Source organism: Polaromonas sp., assembly GCF_030680935.1.
Taxonomy (GTDB): Bacteria; Pseudomonadota; Gammaproteobacteria; order Burkholderiales; family Burkholderiaceae_C; genus Polaromonas.
This window is the reverse complement of record NZ_JAUXUP010000026.1, coordinates 16,564-36,971: the sequence shown is the minus strand read 5'-3', so window position 1 is coordinate 36,971 and position 20,408 is coordinate 16,564. Positions and strand designations below refer to the sequence as shown.

Sequence of the window (20,408 nt, the reverse complement as noted above, 5' to 3'; positions counted from 1 at the left end):
ACTGCGAAACGCACGGGTTGGCGCTTGTTCATTTGGTTTTGTTTCATGGAAGGCGGACCAGGAAGACGTACTGGAAAACCAGCGTCACGATCAATGCGGTCAGGGCGCCGGCCAGCACGGCGGCCATCAGGCGCCGGGCTGGCGTTTTCTCCGGCGGGGCGAAATAGCCGACAAAGGCGGCCACAAACAGCGCAGTCGCCAGCCAGAAGGGCAGGCGTCCGATCAGGCCGGTGGCGTACACCAGCGTGAGCAGCAGCGTCGCTATGACCCGGCGGTTGAGCAGCAGCCCTGCAGGCTCGACCTCGGTGTGTGGCACGCTGCCGCGGCGCCAGCCGCGCAGCATGAGGATGGCGCCCAGCAGCATCAGTACACCGCCTATCATGCCGGGCACAAAACCCGGCATGGTGTAAAGCTCTGCCCCCATGGCCTTGAAGCGGTCCATGCGCAGCGACTCCACCACAATCAACAGGCCAAACCCGACCCAGCCCGCTCCACCCCACAGATCGGAGCGGGCGGTATTGACGCCCTCAGTCATGGGGTGCCGGGTGCTCAGGGTTTCGGAATGCCGATGGTGTCAGGCGACACCTTGGCTTTGCCGGCAGCTTGCTGCGTCCAGGCGTAAGACTGGATCGCCGGAAACACCGCCTTCTGCGCGTCTTCCCCGGCCATGGGCGCAAACATGGCGCCGCGTGCTTGCGCGTACTTTTTCAGCGCTTCATTTTTGACCATCTCGGTGGCCCAGATTTTGTCCAGCGTCTGCGCCACTTCCGGCGGTGCGCCCTTGGGTACAAAAATGCCAAAGTAGTTGATCGGGTCCTTGTAGCCGGGGATGAACTGAGACAGCGGCGGAATGGTGCCGTAACCCTCGATTTCAATCGACTTGTCGCCCACCACCGCCAGCGGACGGATCTTTTTGGCGCGGATCATGTCGGTCTGTTCTGCCGCGAGCTGGGTGGTCACCTGGGTCTCGCCGGATGCGGCTGCAACAGCAGCAGGCGCACCGCCATCGTAGGTCACATGTTTGTAAGTCACACCCGCTGCGCGGGCAATCGATTCAATCGCCGAATGCCCGCTGGAATTGACCCCGGCTGTGGCGACAGAAATGGCGCCGGGCTTTTCTTTCATGGCGGCCAGCAGCTCGGGCATCGTTTTGTAAGGCGTATCCGCATTGACCCCGACCACGGCGATGTGTGCCACGTTGAGATAGAGATTCCAGTCCCGGGCCGATGTGTCCAGCATACCCAGCACTTTGTAGGTGCCGAGGTCTTTGGCGCCGCCCGCTGTCCAGGTGTAGCCGTCCCTTGGGGCTTCCATCGCGTTTTTGGTACCTACCGAGCCGGAAGCGCCGGGCTGGTTCATGATCACAATTTTCTGTCCCAGGAACTTCTCCAGTTCGGCCGCGGTCACGCGGCTGACCTGGTCGGTAGAGCCCCCTGGCGCCCAGGGCACGATCAGTGTGATGGGTTTGGTGGGTTTCCACTGGGCGAGGGCGCCCGTGGCAGTGATGGACAGCAGTCCCGCAATCAGCAGACCGCGGGTGGACAGGGCAGATTTCATGCAGACGTCTCCTTCGTTAATAATTCACTAAAGGGTGAATTGTAGAAAACGCCCGTGCAGGGGTCAATCAAGCCGGCCTTTCAGTTTCTAAGGACATACCCTAGGATCACATCACACATGTGCGAGAGTCGCTCGTTCAGGGCCTTGGGCCCCATCAGGTCGCGCCCGAAGATGGCCGAGAGGGTCGAATTGTTGGAAAGGTAAAAGTAGGAAAGTCCGGCAATCGAGACGTAGAGCTGCACCGGGTCTATGCCGCCGCGAAAAAGCCCGTCGGCGCGGCCGCGTTCAAGAATTTCGGCCAGTGTCTGGACCAGCGGCGAGTTCATTTCTTGTACCCGCCCGGACATGGCCAGATGCCTGCCCTGGTGCAGGTTTTCACTGTTGAGCAGTGTCAGGAACTCGGGGTGGGCAATGTAGTAATCCCAGGTGAATTCGGTGAGCCGGCGTATGGCTTGCGCAGGCGCCATGTCGCGCAGGTGCAGTTGCGTCTCGGCCGCACGGATGTCGGCGTAAGCCTGTTCCAGCACCGCCAGAAACAGCTCGTCCTTGCTGGTGAAGTAGTAGTAGATCAGGCGCTTGTTCAGGGCGGCCCGTTCTGCGATGCGGTCCATGCGCGCGCCACCCAGGCCGTGTTGCGCAAACTCGTCGCGCGCGGCCAGCAAAATGGCCAGTTGCGAGCGGTCGGCATCGCGGGACCGGGGTTCGGCGGGTTTCTTTTTGGCGGTTGACATGGTCGGTAATTTAACTGTTTGGTGAATTAACGCAAGATGTGCCGAAACGTTCTGAAAACCGGCGACCCAACCCTACCGCTGTGGCGGGCGCCCCTCCATAATGAAGCATGCACAGGCCAATCGCGCCAGTGCCGAACTGCAAGGAATCAGGCATGAACAATTCAGACACTCCCAAAGATGGCGACTTTGCAAACTGGGTAGATGCGCAGGCCGAGGCGCTGAAATTCGAACTCGGTGAAAAATTTCCGGTTCCGCCGACCGAGCTGCATTCTCCATCAGTGCACGTCGAGACCGGACGGCAAAAACTCGAGGAAGTGCTGCTGGAGCACGAAGAGCCCACGCCGGAATTTCTGGAAGAGCTCAATGCGCTGGAAAACGCAGCGCCGCTGAGTGACGAAGAGCTGGCCCGGCAGGCGCTGGAGGCAGGTGGCGCGGACGGCGACAACAAGACCCCTGAATAGTTTCGCGTCCTCTCAGAGATGCGGAGCACGCCGCGCAACAAGCGGGCGCAACGCTAGACCCGGTGAGCAAACGTGGGGCCCTGTTCCAGCGGCACAATAGCCAGATGACTCAACAACTTGCTGGCCATCTTCTTGTTCAATGCCTTGTGGCCCAGGGCGTTACCCATGCCTTTGGTGTCCCCGGTGAAAGTTATCTGGCGGTGCTCGACGGCTTTCATGCCTATCACGACCAGATCCGCTTCATCATCAACCGTCAAGAGGGCGGCGCCGCCTTCATGGCCGAGGCCCACGGCAAGCTGACTGGTCGGCCCGGCATCTGTTTTGTGACACGTGGCCCCGGCGCCACCAACGCCTCCATCGGCGTTCACACGGCTTTCCAGGATTCCACGCCGATGATTCTGTTCGTCGGCGACGTCGCCAGCGACACCCGCGACCGTGAGGCTTTCCAGGAGGTGGACTACAGTAGCTTCTTTGGCCCGTCCACCAAAGGCATGGCCAAACGGGTAGAGCGCATCGACGATGCGCGGCGCATCCCCGAATACGTGGCGCGTGCATTTGCGACCGCCATGAACGGACGCCCCGGCCCTGTGGTGCTGGTGCTGCCGGAAGACATGCTCACGCAGATGGTGGACCTGGAGCCGCTGCCGCGCGTGGAGGCGGTGGAGGCCTGGAGCGACCCCGGCTCATTGCGCCGGCTGCGTGAGATGCTGCTGCAGTCCGAGCGGCCGCTGGTGATTGCCGGCGGTGGCGGCTGGACGCCGCAGGCGGCCCAGGCGCTGCAGCGATTTGCCGAGAACTGGTCGCTGCCGGTCGGCAATGCCTTTCGTTTCCAGGACACCTTTGACAACCACCACCCGCTGTACGCGGGTGATGTCGGCATTGGCCTGAACCCGAAACTCGCGGCACGCGTCAAGCAGGCCGACCTGATCCTGGCCATCGGCCCGCGCCTCGGTGAGATGACCACTGGCGGCTACACCCTGATCGAGGCGCCGCGGCCCAGGCAGAAGCTGGTACACATCCATGCCAGTGCCGAAGAGTTGAACCGCGTGTTCCAGGCCGACCTGGCCATCAATGCAACGATGAACGCGGCAGCGCGTTCGCTGGAGGTGCTGACCGCGCCGGTGACCGTGTCCTGGCTGGCCTGGGCCGAGTCGGCCAACGCAGACTACCTGGCCAACATCGACCCGGCCAACGGCGGCGTGGTGCTGCCGGGCAGCATAGACATGCCAGCCATCGTGGCGACGCTGAAAAAACTGCTGCCAGCGGACGCGGTGCTGACCAATGGCGCCGGCAACTTTGCGAGCTGGGTGCACCGCTTCTTCCAGCACCACGGGCTGGTCAAGGGCCTGAAGACGCAGCTGGCGCCCACCGTGGGCGCCATGGGTTACGGGGTGCCGGCCGGTATTGCAGCGAACATCGTGTCGGGCCGTACCGCCTTCACGATTGCCGGCGACGGTGACTTTTTGATGAACGGCCAGGAACTGGCCACTGCCGTGCAGCACGGCGCCAAAAGCATCATCTTGCTGCTCAACAACGGCATGTACGGCACCATTCGTATGCACCAGGAGCGCGAGTACCCGCGCCATGTCAGCGGCTCGAATTTGCAGAACCCTGATTTCTGCGCGCTGGCGCGCGCCTATGGCTACACCGCCAACCGCATCACCCACACCGAAGAGTTTGAAGCCGTGCTGCGGCAGGCGCTGCAGGGCAAGGAAGGGGCGCTGATCGAAATAATGCTGGACCCGGAGGTCATCAGCACCCGCGGCACGCTGTCGGGCATCACGAACACTGCGCTGCAGAAAAAGTAGCGGTCGGCGCTTGCGAGTCGGGGGCTGCACCCGCTTTTATCAACAGACATAAAAAAAGGGCCACTTGCGTGGCCCTTCTACCGGTCTTGTTCCGCGCGAACGCGGAGCAAGTCCTTCGCGACGTTTACTTGACGTGCTTGCCGATCAGGCCAGCCATCTCGAACATCGACACCTGCGCCTTGCCGAAAACGGCACGCAGTTTTTCGTCGGCATTGACCATGCGCTTGTTGATCTTGTCCTGCAGACCCTTGGCCTTGATGTAGACCCAGAGTTTGCGCACGATCTCGGTGCGGGGCAGCGCAGCAGCGCCAACCACGGCCGACAGGGCAGGGCTCAATGTCAGTGGCTTCATGAACGCTGCGTTGGGCGTACGCTTTTTGGCGGGCGCTTTTTTCGCAGGAGCTTTCTTCGCCACTACTTTTTTTGCAGGGGCTTTCTTCGCCACTACTTTTTTAGCCGGTGCTTTTTTCGCAGGGGCTTTCTTTGCTGGAGCTGCCTTCTTCGCAGCTACTTTCTTTGCCGGTGCAGCCTTTTTTGCGGCTGCTTTTTTAGCCGGTGCTTTTTTTGCAGTTGCCATGATTGATTTTCCTTCTAGAAGTTGATAAATCACCAATGCAGATAACTACTCTTCACTGGCACTGCGGATGCTACTGGAGAAAACAGCTGTTTCATAGGGAAAATGCAATTTTTTTGGGTCTGGATGTTGCAGATTTCCCTCTGGGAGATGGAAATCGCAGCGCTTGCGGCCCGGCGCTGAGTCGGTGAAGCGCAGTGGCGAGCGCTTGCACAGGAGAGAAAATGCGCCGCCCATTGCTGGCTGCGCCGCTGCGCGCGTGCTCACCCAGCACCCGAGGAAGCGGGCTTAACACCGCGCCACCACACAGCATTTGGCCTGTGACGCGTTGCCGCCGGGTTATCCTTGCAGGTACTTTTCAAGCGATTGCTTTTGTGCCCCCCGCTCTCTGAAGGAACCCCGACCATGACCCCCCCGACGCCTGCTGCGCCCTTTGCCACCTGCGACTTGTGCGACACCCATAAAAACGACAGCTCAGGCCGTTTCCGTGTCTTGCCCCCGGTCTTCAAGCCGTTTGGCGCGGTCGCCCGCTTCTGCGGCCCCGTGGTCACCGTCAAATGTTTTGAGGACAACTCGCTGGTCAAGGCGGCGGTGGATGGCAGCGGGCTGCTTGAAACGCCCGCAGGGCGTGTGCCAGCGGTGCTGGTGGTTGATGGTGGCGCCTCGCTGCGGCGCGCGCTGCTGGGCGGCAACCTGGGCGCAGCAGCCGCCAAAAACGGCTGGGCCGGCGTGGTGATTGATGGCTGTGTGCGTGACGTGGCCGAGCTGGCGCAGTGCCAGGTCGGCATACGCGCGCTCGCCGCGATGCCGCTACCGACCGAAAAACGCGGTGAAGGCCAGCGCGACGTGGCGGTGCAGATCCAGGGCGTGTGGGTCTATCCGGGCGACTGGCTGTATGCCGATGAAGATGGCATCCTCGTGATGCCGGCGCCGCTGCAGGCCTGACGCGGGCGTTGCGCAACCCGGCAGCTGGATCCCCAGGCGTTTGAACTGCGCGCTGCCCCCGCCGGTGATCGGCACCACACGCAGATGTTTTTTGCGGGTGATCCAGCCTTGCTGGGTGAAGTGCCGGGCCAGCGCCTCGCCCAGTGCACCGCCCAGGTGGTCCCTGCGATCTTCAATTCCAAGCTGCTGGTACTTTGCTTGTGCTTTCATGCGCTGACCTTACCGGCTTTGCCGTCAGGTGTTGCCCTTCGGACTTGGGGCCGCCAGGGCTACAGGCCGATTTGACGCTTGCTTCGGGCGGCAGAGTAGTTTCAGGCCCTTGTCCAACGCACGTATTCCGGTAGTTGAAAACTGAAAACCAAGAAAGGAAAACACCATGGTCTCCGTGATTTTTGAAGTCTGGCCGGACCCGGCCCACCGCGAGGGTTACCTCAATTGGGCGGCCGAGCTCAAGACCGAGCTGCTGAAGATGGACGGCTTTATCTCCATTGAGCGCTTCCAGAGCCTGACTGAGCCCGACAAGCTGCTGTCGCTGCAGTTCTGGCGCGATGAGTCCTGTCTGCAGGCCTGGCGCAACCTGGAGGCGCACCGCGCTGCGCAGGCGGCGGGACGGTCCACCATGTTCAAGGACTACCGGCTGCGCATTGCCGAGGTGATCCGCGACTATGGCCTGAAGCAGCGGGACGAGGCGCCGGCTGACTCGCGCCAGGCACACGGCTGACGGGCTGCCCCCGGTGGTTTACAGGCTGCTCAGACCCTTCCAGAGCATGTAAGCCGCCAGCACGTAAAGAATGCTGGCAAAAACACGTTTAAGTCTGCCGACTGGCAGCTTGTGGGCGGCTTTGGCGCCCAGGGGCGCGGTGAAGAAACTGCACACGGCAATCACCGCCAGTGCCGGCAGCCAGATGTAGCCGAAGGAGCCGGCAGGCAGGTCCTGCACATTCATGCCGCTGACGACATATCCGAGCACATTGGCCACGGCGATCGGAAAACCCAGTGCCGCAGATGTGGCCACCGCGCTGTGGATCGCCACATTGCACCAGGTCATGAAAGGCACACTGATAAAGCCGCCGCCAGCACCTACCAGCCCCGACAGAAAACCGATGACGCCACCGGCTGCAAACTGACCCGCTGCACCCGGCATCTGGCGCGTGGGTTTGGGTTTTTTGTCCAGAAACATCTGGGTGGCGGAGAAGCTCACGAAGAGCCCGAAAAAGATCGCCAGGTAAGAGCCCTTGAGCAGCGCAAACACGCCCAGGCTGCCGATGATGCTGCCGACCACAATGCCCGGTGCCAGGCGTTTGACGATGTCCCAGCGCACGGCGCCGCGCCGGTGGTGCGCACGCACGCTCGAGATCGAGGTGAAGATGATGGTGGCCATCGAGGTGGCAATCGCCATCTTGACCGCCAGGTCCGGGGCCACGCCTCGCTGCGCCATGATGATGGTGATGAAAGGCACCATCAGCATGCCCCCGCCTATGCCCAGCAACCCCGCCAGAAAACCGGTGCCGACGCCCAGCAGGGCAAGTTCAAGGATAAGCAGGGGTTCGAAGGTCATGCGGCGTGTGGCGAGGCTGCTCGCAGGGGGGGCAAGCGGGTTGAAAAAGCGGCGGCGGGGTGATGAAAAAGAGGTGTCTGCGAATACCACCGGACCGTCATCCTGAACCAGGGTTCAGGTGGGCGAGGGCAGTCAGGTTTCGGGTTCGTCTAACGCGAGACGATCACGCCTGCCTGACAATTTACCAAGCCCGTGCTCTAAGAGCATTGGTACAAGGAAATATAAAGCCCGGTGCGTACCGCAGACGGTTTAATTGTAGGCGCTTGTGCCGGCTCTTGCTGATGAACTGCGCGACTTTACGCCGCGCCGCGCGCGTTTGTTTACAGCAGGCGGCCGTCCACCCCAAGGGCGTTGTCCAGCCTTTGCAGCAGCGCGCTCAATTGCGGCTCTGCCAGGGCTTCAGCAGCGCTGACCGGACCGCGTGCTCGCGGCGCAGCCTCAAGCGGGGCCGGGCTGCTGGCTGCGGCGTGGCGCGAGTCTTTCAGCGTATTGGCTTCCAGCTCGGACAGCTCAAACGCCAGGTTCAGGGCGGCCAGCACGGCGATGCGGTCACGCGCCTTGATTTTTCCGGCATCGCGGATCTTGCACATGGCGGCATCGACTTTTTCGACTGCCTCCAGCAAACGTGTCTCGCCGCCTTCGGGGCAACCGAGCAGGTAGCTCTGGCCCATGATCTGTACGTCAAGCTGCTTCATGAGTCAGAGCCCACCGCTGTTCTGCCGTTGGACTGGCCGGAGCCCATCATGGGTGCGGAAGAATCGGGCAGCCGCTCAAGCAGTGCATCGACCCTGGCCCGCGCGGCGCTCAGGCGTGAGCGCAGGGAGTCGCGCTCTTGTGTCAAAACCTGCACCTGCTCATCGAGCAGCGCGTTGGTGCGCTGCAACTCTTCGTAGCGCACCAGCAGTCGCTCCACGCGCTCGGTGATCTGGTCGATGTGGGTTGGGTTGGCCATGGCAGGCCCAATTGTAGGGTTTGCACGCTTTTGGCGCGTAGAATCTTGCCTGTTGGTGCTCGCGGTGTGGTTCACACGCCGCAGTTCAACGGGAAGCAGGAGGAAGTCCTGGCCATCCGCACCGGGTCAATCCGGTGCGAAAGCGCTGTGACTTTTTAACCTGCGCTGCCCCCGCAACGGTAAAACGGACGAATGCCTTCCCGAAATTCAACTTTGGGTGCATTCAGCCCTCGTCATTAGCCACTGAGCGTTTGAACACACGCTTGGGAAGGCGACGAGGTCAGCTCCGTCAGCCCGGATACCGGCCAACAAGGTGGTTGCACGTCTGTTTCAACAGGCCGCAATCGTAACGCTCATGCACTGGCGGGGAAGCCGGTGAGGGCCTTTTGTTGAATGTATTTTTCCATGAAAACCTGTGTTTTTTGCGCACGCCTTGCCGTGCTCCCGCTTGCCCTGACGGCGGCTTTTCCTGCCTTGTCGCAATCCACTGCGGCCCCGCAGCTCAAGGAGACGGTGGTCACCGCCTCGCGTGTGGCCACGCCGGTCACCGATGTGATTGCCGACGTTTCCATCATTGACCGGGAGACCCTGGAGCGTGCGGGCCAGTCGTCGCTGCGTGACATTCTGGCGCAGCAACCGGGCGTTCAGATGGGCAGCAATGGCAGCTACCGCTCGAACTCGAGCATCTTCCTGCGCGGCGCCAGCAACTCGCAAACCATCGTGCTGATAGACGGTGTGCGGGTGGGCTCAGCCACTTCGGGCGGCGCGTCGTTTGAGAACCTTCCGCTGTCGCGAATAGAACGTATAGAAATTTTGCGCGGTGCGGCTTCTGCGCTGTACGGGCCGGATGCCGTGGGCGGCGTGATCCAGATTTTTACCCGAGAGCCCGCCGATGGTCTTGCGCTCAGCGCCAGTGCCGGGTTTGGCTCAGCCGGCCAGCGGCAGGCGGATGCATCGGTGCGCGGCAGTACCGGCGCGATTGGCTACAGCCTGGGCGTGTCGCGCGAAAAAGCGCGGGGCATCAGTTCTGTTTCCAACCCTGCCTCAACCAGCTTCAGCCCGGACGCAGACGGCTTCACCTCTGCCAGTGTGGACGCCAAACTCACGGCCAAAATCAACCGCGAACATGCGCTGACATTGAGCTTGCTGCACAGCGATACCGAATACCAGTTTGATGGTTTGCCAACGCCCAATCCGCTGGCCCTGACCCGGCTCACCTCAGACGCGCGGGCCAAACCAAAACTCAACAACGCCACCTTCCGGTGGGACGCGCAGTGGCTGCCGCACTGGAAATCCACACTCACAGCGGGGACCAGCGACGAAGAATCGGTCAGCGAGTATTACCGCGTGTCCGATGGACGGTTCGGCGGCAGCAGCCAGTTCAATACGAACCGCCAGCAGCTGACCTGGCAAAACGACTTCACGCTGGGCAAGGATGTGCTGTCGGTGCTCTTCGAGGACCGTTCTGAAGCGGTGGACAGTACCACCAACTACACGGTCAAGCAGCGCGATGTACGCAGCGCGCTGGCGTCGTATGCGCTGAACCGTGAGCGCTGGAATGCGCTGGCCGTGATCCGCAACGACAAGAACTCCCAGTTCGGCAGCTTCAACAACTGGGCACTTTCCGCCGGTTATCGCCTGGTGGACGGCCTGCGCGCCGTGGCCAGTGTGGGCACGAGTTTTCAGGCGCCTACCTTCAACCAGCTGTACTTCCCGGGGTTTGGCAATCCTGCGCTGGTACCGCAACGCAACCGGGCCACCGAAGTGGGCCTGAAATACCAGCAGGGCAATGTCGCGTTGGGCGCGGTGGCCTACCACAACGATATCCAGGGTTTCATCATCCCGTCCACCAATGTGCAGAGTTCGCTGGCTGTCTTGCGCGGCGTCACCCTGAGCGCCGATGTCCAGTCTGGCGCGACCAGTTATTCGCTGTCTTACGACTACGCAGACCCGCGTTCTTACTCGACTGTGCCGGCTTCCAATGACTTGCGCCTGGTGCGTATCGCGCAGAACGTGCTGAATGCCCGCATCACCCACCGCATGGGCGATGTCAGTGTCTTTGGTGAGCTCAAGCTGTCGAGCAATCGCGAGGATGCCAAGGTGGTGGGCGCAGGCCGCGATACGCTCCCCGGCTACGGTGTGCTCAATACCGGCGTGACCTGGAAGGTGCAGAAAAACGTCTCCTTGCTGGCCCGCATCAACAACCTGACGGACAAGCAGTACATGCTCGCCAACGGCTTCTCGGTGCCTGGCCGCAATGTGTTTGCGTCCGTGTCCTGGGCGATGTAAAACAGCCGCCATGCCTTCAACCCGCTGTCCCGCCATACTCATCGCCGCCCCGGCATCCGGTCAGGGCAAAACCACGCTTGCCTGCGCCCTGGCGCGGCTGCATGTACGGCAGGGCAGGCGGGTGCGGGTGTTCAAGTGCGGGCCGGATTTTCTGGACCCGTACTGGTTAAGTCTGGCCAGCGGCGCGCCTGTGTATCAACTCGATTTATGGATGACCGGCGAGCTGGACTGCGCACAACGTTTGCACGCTGCCGCGCAAGAGGCCGACCTGATCATTGTTGAAGGTGTGATGGGCCTGTTTGACGGGGAGCCTGGCGCCGCCGATCTGGCACAGCGCTTTGACCTGCCAGTGCTGACGGTGATAGACGCCAGCGCCATGGCCGGCACTTTTGGGGCCTTGACCTGGGGGCTGCAGCATTACCGCGAAGGCCTGCGCTTTGCGGGGGTACTGGCAAATCGGGTTGCTTCTGAGGGACACGCCACGATGTTGCGCGACAGTCTGCGCGACCCGGCGCAATGGCTGGGCGCGCTGATGCGAAGCGAGGCCGTGACCCTGCCTGAGCGGCATCTGGGTCTGGTCATGGCGCACGAGCTGGACGATGCGATGGCACGGCTGGATGCGGCCGCTGATGCGCTGGCTGACTCTCCCTTGGGCCAGATGGGCGTGGCCGATCTACAGGCCTGGGCTGTGGATTTTGCGGCGCCTGATTCAGCGGCAGACAACTTTCCAGCCTGCGCGTTGCAAGGCCAAACCATTGCGGTGGCGCGTGATGCCGCCTTCTGTTTTATATACGCGGCCAATCTTGATTGTCTGCACGCTATGGGTGCCCAGTTAGCCTTCTTTTCACCGCTCGCAGACGGTGCCCTGCCCGTGTGTGATGCGCTCTGGTTGCCCGGCGGCTACCCCGAATTACATGCCGACACACTGACCGCCAACAGCGCCATGAAAAACGCCATCTTGGGCCATGTGCAGGCGGGCAAGCCAGTCTGGGCCGAGTGCGGCGGCATGATGGCGCTGTTTGACCAGCTCACCACGGTGGACGGCAGCAGCCACCCGATGTGGGGCGTGTTGCCCGGCAGCGTCACCATGCAAAAGCGGCTGGCCGCACTGGGCCCACAGCAACTGGACGTAGCCAGCGGCGTGGCGGGTGGCGCTCTGCGCGGCCATGCCTTTCATTACTCGACCTGTGCCACGCCTTTGCCCGTCGCAGCGCGCACGCAAGCGGCGTCCGGACGCAAACTGCGCGGCGAGGGCGAGGCCTTGTATGTATCAGGGGCCGTCCGGGCCAGCTATTTCCACGCCTGGTTTGCGTCCAATCCCGTGGCTGCGGCCGGGCTTTTCATGAAGGACAGCCATGACTGAAAATTCCGGCAACTGGCGCACCCTGGCCGCCAGCCAGGACAGCTCGGCCTATGGCCCGCAGCGCATCGTTTGCCTGACCGAGGAGCCCACCGAATGGCTCTACCTGCTGGGCGAAGAGCGGCGCATTGTCGGCATATCCGGCTACACCGTGCGGCCGCCGCGTGCGCGCGAGGAAAAACCCAAGGTCAGTGCTTTCCTGAACGCGAAGATCGACAAGATCGTCGATCTGAAGCCCGACTGCGTGATTGGCTTTTCTGACCTGCAGGCCGACATTGCCGCACAGCTGGTCAAAAAGGGCATTCAGGTCACCATCTTCAACCAGCGCAGCGTGGCCGAGATTTTTTCGATGATGTACCAGCTTGCCGCCATGGTGGGGCAGGAGGCGCGTGGCCGGGAGTTGATGCAGGGCATGCAGCGGCGTCTGCTGGAAATTGAACAGGCGGCTGCAAACCTCAAGCGCCGGCCGCGCGTATTTTTTGAAGAGTGGTACGACCCGCATATCAGCGCGATTGCCTGGGTGTCGGAGCTGATGGGTATCGCCGGGGGTGACGACTGCTTCCCGGAGCTGGCGTCGCAGGCCATGGGCAAGGACCGCATCATTGCCGACGGCAGTGAGATTGTGCGGCGCAACCCTGACATTATTTTTGGCTCCTGGTGTGGCCGCAAATTCCGGCCAGCGCATGTGCTGGCGCGGCCCGGCTGGGACGAGGTCAACGCGGTCAAAAACAGGCAGCTGTTTGAGATCAAGTCGGCAGAAATTCTGCAGCCGGGGCCAGCGGCCTTGACCGAGGGCGTGGAGCAAATTCACCGCATCATCATGGGCTGGTCTGAACAACATGAGTGAACAGCACAGGCTCCAGCACAGCGAATTCATCCTCGGCGGCCAGCGCAGCGGCAAGTCGCGCCGTGCCGAGCTGCTGGCGAGAGACTGGCTGGCGCAGTCTGCGCAGCACCGTGCTGTGCTGATTGCCACCGCCCGGCCCTGGGACGATGAAATGCGCCAACGCATCACCCGGCACCAGCTAGACCGGGCCGAGCGCGTGCCAGGCATGGTGACGGTGGAGGAGCCGATACAACTGGCACAGGCCATCACGCAGCACAGTGCGCCGCAGACCTTGCTGGTGGTCGATTGCCTGACACTTTGGCTGACCAATTTGCTGATGCCGGCTGAAAACTTCAAGCCAAATCAGGCTCCAGCCCTTTCTGCACCTATGCAGGCAGCTATGCTTTTAGTAGCAATTGAGGCTGCGCCGGGGCCACTGGTGCTGGTCGGCAACGAGATTGGTCTCGGCGTGATTCCGATGGGGCGAGAGACCCGTGACTTTGTGGACGCGCTGGGCCGCCTGAATCAGGAGGTGGCACAGGTCTGCGCGCGCGTGACCTTCATGGCCGCCGGGTTGCCGCTCTCGCTGAAGGGCCAGTCGTGAGAAGTATTGCCGCGTTGTGGACCTGTTTTTGGCTGATCACGAGCCAGGCACACGCCCTGCAACTGACCGACGACCGCAATGTCACAGTCAATTTCTCCCAGTCGCCACAACGCATCATCAGCCTGTTGCCCTCGCTGACAGAAAGTGTCTGCGCCATGGCGCAATGCCATCGGCTGGTCGGACGGGACCGTTATTCCAACCATCCCGCGCTGGTGCGGCAACTGCCCGCGTTGGGCGGTGGGCTGGACCCGAACATCGAAGCGATTGTGGCGCTCAAGCCCGACGTCGTCTTGCTGGCGACCTCGTCGCGTGTCATCACCCGTCTGGAATCGCTGGGCATCAAGGTGGTGGCGCTGGAGCCCAAAAGCCATGCCGATGTGCGGCGCGTGTTGCACAAGCTGGGCCTGCTGCTGGAGGTGCCCGAAGAGCAGGGCGCCGCGCGGCTCTGGCGCGTTATCGATACCAGTGTGTCGGCAGCAGCGCAGTCGCTGTCGCCCCAGGCCCGCAAGGCACGGGTGTATTTTGAAGTCAGCCGCGGACCGTATGCGGCGGGCGAGTCCTCCTTTATTGGCGAAACCCTGACGCGGCTCGGTGTGCACAACGTGGTGCCCGCCTCGTTGGGCCCTTTTCCCAAGCTCAACCCCGAGTTTGTGGTGCGCGCCAACCCGGACGTGATCATGGTCGGTAACCGCAGCATGCAGGCCATGGCCACTTACCCGGGCTGGGGCGGCATCAAGGCGGTCAGGGAACAGCGCATCTGCGTGTTCGGCGTTGACGAGTCCGATGTGGTGGTGCGCCCCGGCCCGCGCATGGCCGAAGCCGCGCGGCTGATGGCCAATTGCCTTGAAAAATATGCGGGCGGGGGCGCGCGATGAATCATCCCGCTGCCCGTTATCAGCACCGCGCCTTCTGGTTGATGGGTGTGCTGCTTCTGGTCAGCGCTGGCCTGTTGCTGCTGGGTGTCAGTGTGGGCAGCACCGGTTTTGAAAGTGTGCTGAACATGCAGCGCGATCCGCAGGCGATGCAAATCATCTGGGAGATTCGCCTGCCACGCACGGCGGGCGCCTGGCTGGCTGGGGCCTTATTGGGCTTGGCTGGCGCCGTGGCGCAAGGCCTGTTTCGCAACCCGCTGGCCGACCCCTATTTGTTAGGCAGCGCCTCGGGTGCTGCCTTGGGCGTGGCACTGGCCATGGCGCTGTTTGGCGTGTCGCCACTGGCCACACACTGGGTGGCGCGTATTGGCCTGACGGGCGCGGCCTTTGTTGGCGCGGTCGCGGCGGTGCTGCTGACCCTGCTGCTGGCCAAGGGCGTGCAGCATACCTTGCGACTGCTGCTGGCCGGTGTGATTGTGGGGGTGGTGTTGGGCGCTTTCAGCTCGCTGATATTGCTGCTCACGCCCGACATCATGCAGGCCATGCAGGCCTTCATGCTGGGCAGTACCGCTTTTGTGGGCTGGACCGCCTGCGCCATCATGCTTGGCGTGTTTGTGTTTTGCCTGCTGGCGGCCTGGATGATGAGCCATGTGCTGGACGGCCTGGCGCTGGGTGAAGCCACCGCGCAAAGCCTGGGTTTGAGGCTGCCGCAAATGCGCGCGGCCCTGGTGGCGGTGCTGGCACTGGCGACTGGCACGGCCGTGGCGCAAACCGGGCTGATTGCGTTTGTTGGCCTGGCCGCGCCGCACCTGGTGCGCTCGGTCATCAAGACCACACACGGCCGGCTGATTGTGTTGTCCAGCCTGACTGGCGCGGTACTGCTGACCGCGGCCGACATTCTGGCCCGGGGCCTGATCGCGCCTCAGGAGTTGCCGGTAGGTGTGCTCACTGCTGTGCTGGGTGGCGGTTACCTGCTGTGGCTGATGCACAGGCGCACCGGGCGCGGAGCCGGGTTATGAATGCTATTGATTCAGTAGCTGTTGGCGCCCGCGGGATAAGGGCAAAACTCGGAAACATCGAGGTGTTGCACAACATCTCCGTGGCTTTTTCGGCGGGACGCTGGACCAGCATTGTGGGCCCCAACGGGGCGGGCAAATCAACGCTCCTCAAGGTACTGGCAAATTTACTGCCGCATGCGGGCGAGGTGCTGCTGCTGGGCCAGCCGCTGGCCACGCTGCGCGCCAGGGAACGTGCGCAGCAACTGTCCTGGCTCGGCCAGAACGAAAGCTCTGCCGACGACCTGACCGCCTACGACGTAGCCATGCTGGGCCGGCTGCCACACCAGCCCTGGCTGGCACCGCCCAGCGATGCCGACCATGCGGCGGTAGCGCGTGCTTTGCGCGCCACCCACGCCTGGGACGGGCGTGACCGCCCCCTGGGCCAGCTCTCGGGCGGTGAGCGCCAGCGTGTGCTGCTGGCGCGGGCGCTGGCCACCGAAGCGCAGGTGCTGCTGATGGACGAGCCGCTGGCCAACCTCGACCCGCCGCACCAGACCGACTGGCTGCAGATCGTGCGGCAACTGGTGGCCAGCGGTAAAACCGTGGTCAGCGTGCTGCACGAAATTTCATTTGCGCTGCACGCCGACGACATGGTGGTCATGGCCGCAGGCCGGGTCACGCACCACGGCGCCTGCAATGATGCGGCGACTCACCGCGCACTGGAGCTGGTGTTTGACCACCGCATAGGCGTACACCAGCTGGCCGGTCAATGGGTGGCGCTGCCCAGAATTTGAAAGAGATCAGCATGCAAATCGAAACACCTCCCACCGACAAACCCTATGCCAAGCCCGAGGGGGAACGTCGTGGCCTGCTCATCGTCAACACCGGTGATGGCAAAGGCAAAAGTACCGCCGCTTTTGGCCTGGCGCTGCGTGCCCATGGCCGCCACCATGTGCACGGCAAGGCGGTGAAAATTTTCCAGTTCATGAAGGTGCCTTCGGCGCGTTTTGGTGAACACCGCATGTTCGAGCAACTGGGTATTCCGATCGAAGGTCTGGGTGACGGCTTCAGCTGGAAAAGCCAGGACCTGGAACACTCGGCGCAACTGGCGCGCGACGGCTGGCAGCGGGCAAAAGCCGCCATCATGAGCGGCGACAACTTCATGGTGGTGCTCGACGAGTTCACCTACCCGTTGATTTACGGCTGGATGGAGCCCATCGGTGGCGTTGAAGAAGTGGTGCAGACCCTGTTTGATCGCCCCACGCATGTGCATGTGGTCATCACCGGCCGGCGTTGCCCGCCCGAAATCATCGAGCTGGCCGACACCGTGACCGAAATGACCAAGGTCAAACACGCCTTCAATGCGGGTATTCCGGCGCAACGCGGCATTGAAGACTGAGCGCCCATGGCCCTGCTTGCCGCCCTGTTGCTGGCGCTGCTGATCGACCGGCTCTGGGGTGAACCGCCTGCCGCCATACACCCGGTGGTGGCCATGGGGTTTTATCTCAAGGTAGCAGGCCAGCGTTTGCCCGGCTTGCCCGCTGCAGCGGCATTTGGCGCCGGCATGCTGGTCTGGTGCTTGGGCATGCTGGCGACGGGCTGGCTGGCGGGGTGGCTACAGGCCCTGGCGTTGACGCAATTGCCTGAATTTCTGTCCGCGCTGGCCTTGGCTGTCCTGCTCAAGCCCATGTTCTCCTGGCGCATGCTGCACGACGAAGTGCGCGCGGTGGAAGCCGCACTTGAACACTCGCTGTCTGCCGGGCGCGAGCGCCTGTCCTGGCTGGTCAGCCGCGACACGACGTACTTGAGCGAAAGCGAGGTGCGAGAGAGCGCCATCGAATCCCTGGCTGAAAACCTCAATGATTCAGTCGTTGCGCCCATTTTCTGGTTTGTGCTGTTTGGCCTGCCCGGTGCGGCGATCTACCGCTTTGCCAACACCGCCGATGCGATGTGGGGCTACCGGGGGCGCTGGGAGTGGGCCGGCAAGTGGGCCGCATATGCGGACGATGTCTTGTCCTGGCTGCCCGCGCGCCTCACGGCTTTATTGATCTGGGCGGTGACGCGCAACTTTTGCCTTGCTAACCTGCGATCCGAGGCGCGGCGCACGCCCTCGCCGAACAGCGGCTGGCCCATGGCTGCCATGGCACTCGCCCTGGGCGTGTACCTGCGCAAACCCGGCGTCTATGCGCTGAATGCAGGCCGCAGGGCGCCTGAAGCCACGGATACGCCGTTGGCTCTGGCTGTCTCATTAAAAGTGGTTGTAGCCCTTGCTGTACTTGCATCAACAGCTATTGTATTAATAGCAAATGGAGGTGGTGCGTGAAACCCCGCAGCCATGGCGGGACCGATCAGGGGGGCGTTCCCCTGCACGATTTTTCCAGCAACAGCAATACCTGCGGACCGTGCCCCCTTGCGCTGGCCGCTGTGCAGAGGGCCGATCCGACGTGTTACCCGGACGCCACTTACACGGCGCTGCGGGGGCAGCTTGCAGATTTTCATGATGTTGATGTGCAGCGCGTGGTGCTGGCCGGCAGCGCCAGCGAATTCATCTTTCGCATCACAGCACTTGCCGTGCTGCGCGGTGCACGTGCCGTCTGGCTGCCGCCGCACGGTTATGGCGACTATGCACACGCAGCGCAGGCCTGGAAGCTGCCGTTGGCCACCGGGGCAGGGCAGGCGCAACTGCGCTGGGCCTGTGACCCCTCCAGCCCGCTGGGCGTCGCACATGCGGGGCTGGATCAACTGCTGGGCGGCGGCGCATTGTGTGTACTGGACCGCGCCTATGAGCCGCTGCGGCTAACTGGTGCGCTCGCGGTGGGCCAGGAAGTGTTGCAAAAGTTCTGGCAGCTCTGGACACCGAACAAAGCCCTGGGCCTGACCGGTGTGCGCGCGGCCTACGTGATTGCGCCTCCCGGCTCAGAAGAGCTGGTGGTGCAGCTGGAGGGGCTCGCACCATCATGGCCTGTGGGGGCACACGGGGTGGCGATGTTGCACGCGTGGACCACGCCCGACGTGCAAGGCTGGCTGTTTGCAAGCCTTGCTACCTTGCGCGACTGGAAAACGCGGCAAGTCACGCTGTGTGAATCGCTGGGCTGGAATGTCCTACTCAGCAACACCAACTTCTTCTGCGCCCAGCCTGCCTTGCCTGAGGGCATCAGCCTGCCGCAGGCGCTGGCACAGCTGCGGTCGCAGGGCATCAAGCTGCGCGACGCCACTTCCTTCGGCCTGCCGGGCCATGTGCGCATGAGTGCCATGTCGCCGGCCGCGCAGGATGCGCTGCACAATGCGTGGCAACACCTGATCGGCAAGGCAATATGAGCGCAAGAAGTGTCATGGTTCTGGGCACCACCAGCGGCGCCGGAAAAAGCTGGCTGACCACCGCGTTGTGTCGTTATTACGCGCGGCAGGGGCTCAAGGTCGCGCCCTTCAAGGCGCAGAACATGAGCAATAACGCAAGAGTGGTGGCGGGGGGTGAAATCGGCAGCGCGCAGTACTTTCAGGCGCTGGCGGCGCGCGCCGAGCCCGAGGTGCGCATGAACCCGCTGTTGCTCAAGCCCGAAAAAGACACGCAAAGCCAGGTGATCTTGATGGGTCAGGTGAATGCCGAACTCTCGCGCATGGCCTGGCGTGGCCGCAGCGCCTCGGTCTGGCCGGTGGTGGCGCAGGCGCTGGACGAGTTGCTGGCAGAAAACGATGTGGTGGTGATGGAAGGCGCGGGCTCACCGGCCGAGATCAACCTGAAAGACAGCGACATCGTCAACATGCGTGTGGCGCAACATGCCAACGCGGCCTGCCTGCTGGTCACCGACATCGACCGTGGTGGTGCCTTTGCGCACCTCTACGGCACCTGGGCCATGCTGGATCAGGCAGAGCAAAAGCTGATCAGGGGTTTTGTGTTGAACAAGTTTCGCGGCGATGCGACGCTTCTGGCACCCGGCCCGCAAATGTTGCAGGACCTGACCGGTGTGCCCACCGTTGCAACGCTGCCGATGTGGTGGCAACACGGCCTGCCGGAAGAGGATGGTGTGTTTGATGCCACCAGCGTGCGCTCTGGCGCTGTCACGCGAACTGTGGCCGTCATCGCCTATCCGCGCATCAGCAACCTCGACGAATTCCAGCCGCTCAAAAACGTGCCGGGTATTCACCTCAAGTGGGTACGCAGCCCCGCAGAGTTGATCGACGCCGACTGGATCATCCTGCCCGGCTCCAAACACACCAGCGGTGACCTGGCCTGGCTGCGCGCGCAGGGCCTGGACAGCGCGATTGCGGCACATGCAGGGCGGGGTGGGGCGGTACTCGGTATCTGTGGCGGCCTGCAGATGCTGGGCGAAGCGCTGATCGATCCGCACGGCATCGACGGCAACGGCCCCGGCTTGGGGCTGCTGCCGGTGGTCACGCTGTTCGATGCCGACAAGACCGTGCGGCACAGGCGCGCGCTTTTTTCGTCGGTGGGCGGTGCGTGGTCGGCGCTGTCGGGTGTGACCGTGCAGGGCTACGAAATCCACCACGGCCAGACTGCAGCGCACAGCGCCATGGCTGCAGCCGGCGATGTGGCGCATGCCGTCATGTCGGACGGCCTGGCCTGGCAAAACGGCAGCGGCAATGTATTGGGTGTTTACCTGCATGGCCTGTTTGAAGACCCGGCGGTGCTGCAAGCGCTGTTTGGTGCCAGCACCCCCACGCTGGATTCGGTGTTTGATGGACTGGCCGATTACATCGACAAACATTTCGACGCGGGCGTGCTGGACGCACTGATTGCACCGGCGCCCGACCGCGCCGCCTGACGGACCGCTACGCGGCTTATAGTTCCACCAGTTGCCGCGCACACCTTCCGCGCGCCGGTGGGGTGTAGGCCTCCGATTTTTCAAACAAG

At 62.7% G+C, this 20,408-nt stretch carries 22 protein-coding genes and 1 riboswitch; of the genes, 15 read left to right on the top strand and 7 right to left on the bottom strand.

All coding sequences use genetic code 11. The features are described from left to right. Nucleotides 1-43: 43 nt before the first annotated feature. The 3 genes from Q8L50_RS07105 to Q8L50_RS07095 all read right to left on the bottom strand — a co-directional run bounded on the left by Q8L50_RS07105 (nt 44) and on the right by Q8L50_RS07095 (nt 2,288). The gene (locus Q8L50_RS07105) at nt 44-535 is read right to left on the bottom strand and encodes a tripartite tricarboxylate transporter TctB family protein (RefSeq protein WP_305347964.1); all 492 of its coding nucleotides are present in this window, start codon (nt 533-535) and stop codon (nt 44-46) included. Between the two features lie 14 nt (nt 536-549). Then, on the bottom strand, nt 550-1,557 hold the full coding sequence (locus Q8L50_RS07100; RefSeq protein WP_305347963.1) for a tripartite tricarboxylate transporter substrate binding protein: 1,008 nt from the start codon (nt 1,555-1,557) through the stop codon (nt 550-552). A gap of 80 nt (nt 1,558-1,637) precedes the next feature. Continuing rightward, nucleotides 1,638-2,288 carry a TetR family transcriptional regulator gene (locus tag Q8L50_RS07095; protein ID WP_305347962.1) on the bottom strand — a complete coding sequence of 217 codons (651 nt, stop codon included), beginning with the start codon at nt 2,286-2,288 and terminating at the stop codon, nt 1,638-1,640. Between the two features lie 152 nt (nt 2,289-2,440). Here Q8L50_RS07095 and Q8L50_RS07090 point away from each other — a divergent pair, with 152 nt between their 5' ends. Then, nucleotides 2,441-2,749, top strand: a complete 309-nt coding sequence (locus Q8L50_RS07090) for a hypothetical protein (protein WP_305347961.1) — start codon at nt 2,441-2,443, stop codon at nt 2,747-2,749. 104 nt (nt 2,750-2,853) lie between these two features. Then, on the top strand, nt 2,854-4,557 hold the full coding sequence (locus tag Q8L50_RS07085; RefSeq protein ID WP_305347960.1) for a thiamine pyrophosphate-binding protein: 1,704 nt from the start codon (nt 2,854-2,856) through the stop codon (nt 4,555-4,557). Between the two features lie 124 nt (nt 4,558-4,681). Here the strand turns inward: Q8L50_RS07085 and Q8L50_RS07080 are convergent, their stop codons facing one another. After that, the gene (locus tag Q8L50_RS07080) at nt 4,682-5,134 is read right to left on the bottom strand and encodes an SWIB/MDM2 domain-containing protein (protein ID WP_293594691.1); all 453 of its coding nucleotides are present in this window, start codon (nt 5,132-5,134) and stop codon (nt 4,682-4,684) included. 402 nt (nt 5,135-5,536) lie between these two features. On the opposite strand from Q8L50_RS07080, the gene rraA reads away from it, so the two are divergent. Together rraA and Q8L50_RS07070 are read left to right on the top strand one after the other, a co-directional pair. Next, complete coding sequence (gene rraA / locus Q8L50_RS07075; protein WP_305347959.1) at nt 5,537-6,076, top strand: ribonuclease E activity regulator RraA; 540 nt, start codon at nt 5,537-5,539, stop codon at nt 6,074-6,076. A 376-nt stretch (nt 6,077-6,452) separates the two neighbouring features. Next, nucleotides 6,453-6,797, top strand: coding sequence for an antibiotic biosynthesis monooxygenase (locus Q8L50_RS07070; RefSeq protein WP_305347958.1), 345 nt, complete (start codon nt 6,453-6,455; stop codon nt 6,795-6,797). Between the two features lie 18 nt (nt 6,798-6,815). Here the strand turns inward: Q8L50_RS07070 and Q8L50_RS07065 are convergent, their stop codons facing one another. From Q8L50_RS07065 to Q8L50_RS07055, 3 genes are all read right to left on the bottom strand, one after another. Next, nucleotides 6,816-7,634 carry a sulfite exporter TauE/SafE family protein gene (locus Q8L50_RS07065; RefSeq protein ID WP_305347957.1) on the bottom strand — a complete coding sequence of 273 codons (819 nt, stop codon included), beginning with the start codon at nt 7,632-7,634 and terminating at the stop codon, nt 6,816-6,818. Between the two features lie 320 nt (nt 7,635-7,954). Then, nucleotides 7,955-8,329 carry a cell division protein ZapA gene (locus Q8L50_RS07060; protein ID WP_305347956.1) on the bottom strand — a complete coding sequence of 125 codons (375 nt, stop codon included), beginning with the start codon at nt 8,327-8,329 and terminating at the stop codon, nt 7,955-7,957. Continuing rightward, nucleotides 8,326-8,586, bottom strand: a complete 261-nt coding sequence (locus Q8L50_RS07055) for a cell division protein ZapB (RefSeq protein WP_305347955.1) — start codon at nt 8,584-8,586, stop codon at nt 8,326-8,328. The genes Q8L50_RS07060 and Q8L50_RS07055 overlap by 4 nt, the downstream gene beginning before the upstream one ends. 36 nt (nt 8,587-8,622) lie before the next feature. Further along, a riboswitch (cobalamin riboswitch) is annotated at nt 8,623-8,911 on the top strand. A gap of 80 nt (nt 8,912-8,991) precedes the next feature. Here Q8L50_RS07055 and Q8L50_RS07050 point away from each other — a divergent pair. From Q8L50_RS07050 to Q8L50_RS07000, 11 genes are read left to right on the top strand one after another with little or no spacing between them, the layout of a single operon-like run. Further along, nucleotides 8,992-10,875 (top strand): TonB-dependent receptor domain-containing protein, encoded by a 1,884-nt coding sequence (locus Q8L50_RS07050; protein WP_305347954.1) that lies wholly within the window; start codon nt 8,992-8,994, stop codon nt 10,873-10,875. Between the two features lie 10 nt (nt 10,876-10,885). Further along, on the top strand, nt 10,886-12,238 hold the full coding sequence (locus tag Q8L50_RS07045; protein ID WP_305347953.1) for a cobyrinate a,c-diamide synthase: 1,353 nt from the start codon (nt 10,886-10,888) through the stop codon (nt 12,236-12,238). Next, nucleotides 12,231-13,082, top strand: a complete 852-nt coding sequence (locus Q8L50_RS07040) for a cobalamin-binding protein (protein ID WP_305347952.1) — start codon at nt 12,231-12,233, stop codon at nt 13,080-13,082. The genes Q8L50_RS07045 and Q8L50_RS07040 overlap by 8 nt, the downstream gene beginning before the upstream one ends. Continuing rightward, nucleotides 13,075-13,665 carry a bifunctional adenosylcobinamide kinase/adenosylcobinamide-phosphate guanylyltransferase gene (locus tag Q8L50_RS07035; RefSeq protein WP_305347951.1) on the top strand — a complete coding sequence of 197 codons (591 nt, stop codon included), beginning with the start codon at nt 13,075-13,077 and terminating at the stop codon, nt 13,663-13,665. Before Q8L50_RS07040 ends, Q8L50_RS07035 begins: the two co-directional genes overlap by 8 nt. Before the next feature lie 5 nt (nt 13,666-13,670). Beyond that, a complete protein-coding gene (locus Q8L50_RS07030) occupies nt 13,671-14,540 on the top strand; it encodes an ABC transporter substrate-binding protein (RefSeq protein WP_370869763.1) in 870 nt (289 codons plus the stop codon). Further along, a complete protein-coding gene (locus Q8L50_RS07025) occupies nt 14,537-15,556 on the top strand; it encodes an iron ABC transporter permease (protein WP_305347949.1) in 1,020 nt (339 codons plus the stop codon). The genes Q8L50_RS07030 and Q8L50_RS07025 overlap by 4 nt, the downstream gene beginning before the upstream one ends. Further along, entirely contained in the window at nt 15,553-16,329 is a 777-nt protein-coding gene (locus tag Q8L50_RS07020; protein ID WP_370869762.1) for an ABC transporter ATP-binding protein, read from the top strand. Before Q8L50_RS07025 ends, Q8L50_RS07020 begins: the two co-directional genes overlap by 4 nt. A gap of 11 nt (nt 16,330-16,340) precedes the next feature. After that, nucleotides 16,341-16,934, top strand: coding sequence for a cob(I)yrinic acid a,c-diamide adenosyltransferase (cobO, locus tag Q8L50_RS07015; protein WP_305347948.1), 594 nt, complete (start codon nt 16,341-16,343; stop codon nt 16,932-16,934). A gap of 6 nt (nt 16,935-16,940) precedes the next feature. Beyond that, a complete protein-coding gene (gene cbiB, locus Q8L50_RS07010; protein WP_305347947.1) occupies nt 16,941-17,858 on the top strand; it encodes an adenosylcobinamide-phosphate synthase CbiB in 918 nt (305 codons plus the stop codon). After that, a complete protein-coding gene (locus tag Q8L50_RS07005) occupies nt 17,855-18,853 on the top strand; it encodes an aminotransferase class I/II-fold pyridoxal phosphate-dependent enzyme (protein ID WP_305347946.1) in 999 nt (332 codons plus the stop codon). The genes cbiB and Q8L50_RS07005 overlap by 4 nt, the downstream gene beginning before the upstream one ends. Next, entirely contained in the window at nt 18,850-20,319 is a 1,470-nt protein-coding gene (locus tag Q8L50_RS07000; RefSeq protein WP_305347945.1) for a cobyric acid synthase, read from the top strand. Before Q8L50_RS07005 ends, Q8L50_RS07000 begins: the two co-directional genes overlap by 4 nt. Nucleotides 20,320-20,408 lie beyond the last annotated feature (89 nt).